Here is a 5,492-nt window from a genome sequence, read left to right as displayed (position 1 = left end):
CCCCCCCCCCCCCCCCGCTCCCACGTTATCCATGTAAATCAGATAGTTAGCGTTTGTTCTATGAGAGCTGGCGCTAGCCTGCGATGAGGCCACCGCAGCCTTGCACAAGGCCAAAGAATCTCCCATGCAGGTTTTAGCTGCGTGGGAGATTCCATGGCCAGACATATCTCTCGTGGCGAGCGGGCTTGCCCCGCGTTGGGCTGCGCAGCAGCCCTGAAACCCAAGGGTAACCCTCAGGGGGTGGGTGCGATATGCCTCAGAAATCGGCCAGCGGCCAGACCTCATAAGCCGGTGTTTCATAAGGGTGGCTCTGTTTGAGCGCGGCCACGACCTGAACAATCAGTTCATCGGCCACGACCAACTCGACCTTCCACTCCTCGACCCGCTCCACCTCACCCGCCTGCCCAAGGTACGGCTGGCTGCCGTGCATGGGGCGAAACTGGCCGTGGCCGAGCACTTGCCAGGCGCAGTGCTCATAAGCGCCGATGCGCCCGCCGCCAGCGGCGAACACAGCGGCCTTGACCACCTCGACATGGCTGTCGGGGCCAAAGAAGGCGAGTTTGTACACGCCCTTAGTTCACCCACACCCGCGCATTGCGGAACATACGCATCAGCGCGGCATCTTCCTGCCACTCATCCGGGCGCCAGGAGTTCTGCACAGCGCGGAACACACGCTCAGGGTGCGGCATCATGATGGTCACACGGCCATCGCGGCTGGTGAGGCCGGTAATACCGCGCGGCGAGCCGTTCGGGTTGGCTGGGTAGGCCTCGGTGACCTTGCCATGGTTGTCGACGAAACGCATCGCCACGCAGCCGGACAGGTCGGCTTCGAGCAGTGCCTCTTCGCTGGCGAACTCGGCATGGCCTTCACCGTGGGCGATGGCGATCGGCATGCGCGAACCGGCCATGCCCTGCAGGAAGATCGAGTTGGATTTCTGCACCTCGACCATGGCCACGCGCGCCTCGAACTGCTCCGAGCGGTTGCGCACGAAGTGCGGCCAGTACTCGGTGCCAGGGATCAGCTCGTGCAGGTTGGACATCATCTGGCAACCGTTGCACACGCCCAAGGCGAAGCTGTCAGTACGCTCGAAGAAGGCCTGGAAGGTATCACGGGCACGGGCGTTGAACAGCGCCGACTTGGCCCAGCCTTCGCCAGCACCAAGCACGTCGCCATAGGAGAAGCCGCCGCAGGCCACCAGGCCCTTGAACGCTTCGAGGTCAACACGACCGGCAAGGATGTCGCTCATGTGCACGTCGATGGCGGCAAAGCCTGCGCGGTCGAAGGCGGCAGCCATCTCGACCTGGCCGTTGACGCCCTGCTCACGCAGGATCGCCACTTGCGGGCGCACGCCCTTCTTGATGTACGGCGCGGCGATGTCGTCATTGACGTCGAAGCCGAGCTTGACCGACAGCCCCGGGTTTTCTTCTTCGAGCAGCAGGTTGAATTCCTGGTCGGCGCAGTCGGCGTTGTCACGCAGGCGCTGGACCTGGTAGCTGGTCTCGGCCCACTGGCGCTGCAGGGTACGACGGTCGCCCTTGAACAGCTCTTTACCTTCGAACTTGATCAGCACTTCGCTGTTGTTGATCGGCTGGCCGATCACTGCGACGCAATCTTCGCCCAGGCCCGCGGCACTGAACTGCGCCAGCACGTCCGGGGTGGCATCCTGGCGAACCTGGATAACCGCGCCGAGCTCTTCGTTGAACAGAATGGCCGCGATTTTCTCGGCCTTGCTGGTCAGGGTATCGAGTTCAAGCTCCAGGCCGCAGTGGCCGGCAAAGGCCATTTCCAGCACGGTGGTCATCAGGCCGCCGTCGGAACGGTCGTGGTAGGCCAGCAGGTGGCCGTCGGCGTTGAGGCCCTGGATCACGGCGAAGAACGCCTTGAGGTCTTCGGCGTCGTCCACGTCAGGGGCCGCGCTGGCAAGCTTGGCGTGGGTCTGCGCCAGGATCGAGGCGCCCATGCGGTTCTGCCCGCGGCCCAGGTCGATCAGGATCAGGTCGGTTTCGCCCTTGTCCATGCGCAGTTGCGGGGTAAGGGTTTTACGCACGTCGGTAGCGGGTGCAAAGCCGGTGATGATCAGCGACATCGGCGAGGTTACGCTCTTGTCGGTGCCCGCTTCGTTCCACTGGGTCTTCATCGACATCGAGTCTTTGCCGACCGGAATGGTAATGCCCAGCTCCGGGCACAGCTCCATACCCACGGCCTTGACGGTGTCGTACAGACGCGCGTCTTCACCGGGGTGGCCGGCAGCCGACATCCAGTTGGCCGACAGCTTGATGTCGGAAATCTTGTCGATACGTGCAGCGGCCAGGTTGGTCAGTACCTCGCCAATCGCCATGCGCCCGGACGCCGGGGCGTCGAGCAGGGCCAGCGGAGTACGCTCGCCCATGGCCATGGCTTCACCTGTGTAGACGTCGAAGCTGGTGGCGGTCACGGCGCAGTCGGCCACCGGCACCTGCCACGGGCCGACCATCTGGTCGCGGGCAACGAGGCCAGTGATGGTGCGGTCGCCGATGGTGATCAGGAAGCTCTTGCTGGCCACGGCCGGGTGGCGCAAAACGCGCTCGACCGAGTCCTTGAGGTCCAGCCCGCTTGGGTCGAAATCATCGCCAAGCTCGGCTTCACGGGTGACCGAACGGTGCATGCGCGGCGGCTTGCCCAGCAGCACGTCCAGCGGCATGTCCACCGGGGTGTTGTCGAAGTGGCTGTCGGTAACGGTCAGGTGCGGCTCTGCCGTGGCCTCACCGACTACCGCGAACGGGCAGCGCTCGCGCTCGCAGATCGCCTGGAAGCGCTCGAAGTCTTCGGCGCTGACCGCCAGCACGTAGCGTTCCTGCGATTCGTTGCTCCAGATTTCGTGCGGGGCCATGCCCGGCTCGTCGTTGGGCACGTTGCGCAGTTCGAAGCGGCCACCACGGCCACCGTCGTTGACCAGCTCCGGGAAGGCGTTGGAAATACCACCGGCGCCGACGTCGTGGATGAACGCGATGGGGTTGGCATCGCCCAGCTGCCAGCAGCGGTCGATGACCTCCTGGCAGCGGCGTTCCATTTCCGGGTTTTCGCGTTGGACCGATGCGAAGTCCAGGTCTGCAGAGCTTGCGCCGGTAGCCACCGACGAAGCAGCGCCGCCGCCCAGGCCGATCAGCATGGCCGGGCCACCGAGCACGATCAGCTTGGCGCCAACGGTGATCTCGGCCTTTTGCACGTGGTCTTCACGGATGTTGCCCATGCCGCCGGCGAGCATGATCGGCTTGTGGTAGCCGCGCACTTCTTCGCCGTGGGGGGTATTGATGCGTTGCTCGAAGGTACGGAAGTAGCCGGTCAGGGCCGGGCGACCGAACTCGTTGTTGAACGCAGCGCCGCCCAGCGGGCCTTCGATCATGATGTCGAGGGCATCGACAATGCGCTCAGGTTTGCCGTAGGCCTGCTCCCAAGGCTGTTCGAAGCCAGGGATGCGCAGGTTGGACACGGTAAAGCCGGTGAGGCCGGCCTTGGGCTTGGCGCCACGGCCAGTCGCGCCTTCGTCACGGATTTCGCCACCGGAGCCGGTGGAGGCGCCGGAAAACGGGGCGATGGCGGTCGGGTGGTTGTGCGTCTCGACCTTCATCAGGATGTGCACCGGCTCCTGCACCGCGCCGTACTGGCGGGTTTCAGGGTTCGGGAAGAAGCGACCAGCAACGCTACCGACGATGACCGAGGCGTTGTCCTTGTAAGCGGACAACACGCCTTCGCTGTGCATCTGGTAGGTGTTCTTGATCATGCCGAACAGGCTTTTTTCCTGCTCCTGGCCGTCGATGTCCCAACTGGCGTTGAAGATCTTGTGGCGGCAGTGCTCGGAGTTGGCCTGGGCGAACATCATCAGCTCGATGTCGTTCGGGTTGCGCTTGAGGCCCTGGAAGGCCTCGACCAGGTAGTCGATCTCGTCTTCGGCCAGGGCCAGGCCCAGGTCGACGTTGGCTTGCGCCAGCGCTGCGCGGCCACCGCCGAGCACATCGACCGAAGTCATCGGGCGCGGCTGGGCGTGGCTGAACATATCGGCTGCGTCTTCGAGCCTGGCCAGCACGCGCTGGGTCATGCGGTCGTGCAGCTCGGCGGCGATGGCGTGTGCGTCAGCATCGCTGAGGCTGCCGGCAACGTAGTAGGCGATACCGCGCTCAAGGCGCTGGATCGACTGCAGGCCGCAGTTGTGGGCGATGTCGCTGGCCTTGCTCGCCCACGGCGAGATAGTGCCCAGGCGCGGAACGACCAGGAACAGGCGCCCGTTGGGCTCCTGCACCGGCACGCTCGGGCCGTACTTGAGCAGACGCCCCAGCACCTGCTGCTGGTCGGCGGTCAGCTCGCCGTCAACGTCGGCGAAGTGGGCGAATTCGGCATACAAACCAGTAACAGCGGGGACTTTCTGGCTCAGTTGCTCGAGTAATTTACCGTGGCGAAAGGCAGAAAGGGCAGGAGCGCCGCGCAGGATCAACATCGTCGGGACAGCCTCAGGGAAGGGGTGTGCTTAGAGGCCGTGCATTCTAGCCTAAATTCCAAGCTTTCGGCACCCGCTCGAAGCCTGTGCTGCCGGGCGGCGGAACCGGACTTCGGGGTCAGAAAAAACCGGGCGATCTGCCGCTTGCAGCCGCCCCTGTGCAATGCCCTGCCGGCGGCCTTCAGGCCGGTAGTGGTTTGAGCCAGAACGACATGATCTTGGCCGACTGCTCGCGCTCGTCCAGGTCGCGCCAGCTGTAGGAGGTGCGCAGCGATGGCTCATGCAGGAAGCCGCGGTTGCGCCAGAAGCCGTGCAGTGGCTTGTAGTCCTGTGGGCGGCGTGGGTGCCCGGCCGGGCGTTCGACGGCGCAGAAGGCGCAGTAGTCGAATTCGGCCAGTTTGTGTGCGTAGGACTCGCGCTCGATGAAAAAGCGAACGCCAAGCCCTTGGCCGCGATAGGCCGGCAGCAGCACTGACTCGCCAAAATAGAACACGCTGGCAGGGTCGCGGCCCTGGGCCAGAAAGGGTTGCTGGAACTCTGGGCTTTCGTCGACCAGGGGCAGGCCTGCGGAGGCGCCGACCACTCGGCCTTCGTCCAGCGCCAGCACTACCAGGCTGCGCCCGGATTGGGCGTAGCTTGCCAGGTATTCTGCCTGGTTGGCCTGTGTGCCGTCATAGAGGAAGGGGAACTCGCGGAACACCGTCAGGCGCAGGCGAGCGAGGTCATCGATATAAGGCGCGATGGCAGCGCCATGCAGCAGGCGTATTTCCATGCGGGGCGTGGGTTCTCGATGTGGATGACGCGCTCGGATGAACCGGGCCTGAGGACAAACCCTAACACCGGCTGGGCACCCCGGCCTTACCCCTGCGCGACAGGTATTTCTCCATCACCGCAATGTTGGCGCAAGATCAAGCACGCGCGGGCTGCGTGGGAGATTCTATGGTTTGTACAAGCCTGTTCCCGCCAGACATATCTCCTTGTGGCGAGCGGGCTTGCCCCGCGTTGGGCTGCGCAGCAGCC

The 5,492-nt window shown here is 64.3% G+C and carries 3 protein-coding genes; all 3 read right to left on the bottom strand.

Going from position 1 to position 5,492, the window contains the following annotated elements; all coding sequences use genetic code 11:
• Positions 1 to 256: 256 nt before the first annotated feature.
• The 3 genes from HU720_RS23620 to HU720_RS23610 all read right to left on the bottom strand — a co-directional run bounded on the left by HU720_RS23620 (position 257) and on the right by HU720_RS23610 (position 5,244).
• A complete protein-coding gene (locus HU720_RS23620) occupies positions 257 to 568 on the bottom strand; it encodes an NGG1p interacting factor NIF3 (RefSeq protein ID WP_186523527.1) in 312 nt (103 codons plus the stop codon).
• Positions 569 to 572: 4 nt separating this feature from the next.
• Positions 573 to 4,472 carry a phosphoribosylformylglycinamidine synthase gene (gene purL, locus HU720_RS23615; RefSeq protein ID WP_186523526.1) on the bottom strand — a complete coding sequence of 1,300 codons (3,900 nt, stop codon included), beginning with the start codon at positions 4,470 to 4,472 and terminating at the stop codon, positions 573 to 575.
• Positions 4,473 to 4,653: 181 nt separating this feature from the next.
• A complete protein-coding gene (locus HU720_RS23610) occupies positions 4,654 to 5,244 on the bottom strand; it encodes a GNAT family acetyltransferase (RefSeq protein ID WP_186523525.1) in 591 nt (196 codons plus the stop codon).
• Positions 5,245 to 5,492: the final 248 nt, after the last annotated feature.

The organism is Pseudomonas sp. SWRI51 (genome assembly GCF_014268825.1).
GTDB classification, from domain to species: Bacteria; Pseudomonadota; Gammaproteobacteria; order Pseudomonadales; family Pseudomonadaceae; genus Aquipseudomonas; species Aquipseudomonas farsensis.
The sequence above is the reverse complement of the archived record's forward strand: the minus strand, read 5'-3'. Positions and strand labels throughout refer to the sequence as shown.

What these genes read in the sequence shown, in the direction of transcription:
- purL (WP_186523526.1), bottom strand. Translation starts at nt 4,472, where the DNA reads ATGTTGATCCTGCGCGGCGCTCCTGCCCTTTCTGCCTTTCGCCACGGT.
- HU720_RS23610 (WP_186523525.1), bottom strand. Translation starts at nt 5,244, where the DNA reads ATGGAAATACGCCTGCTGCATGGCGCTGCCATCGCGCCTTATATCGAT.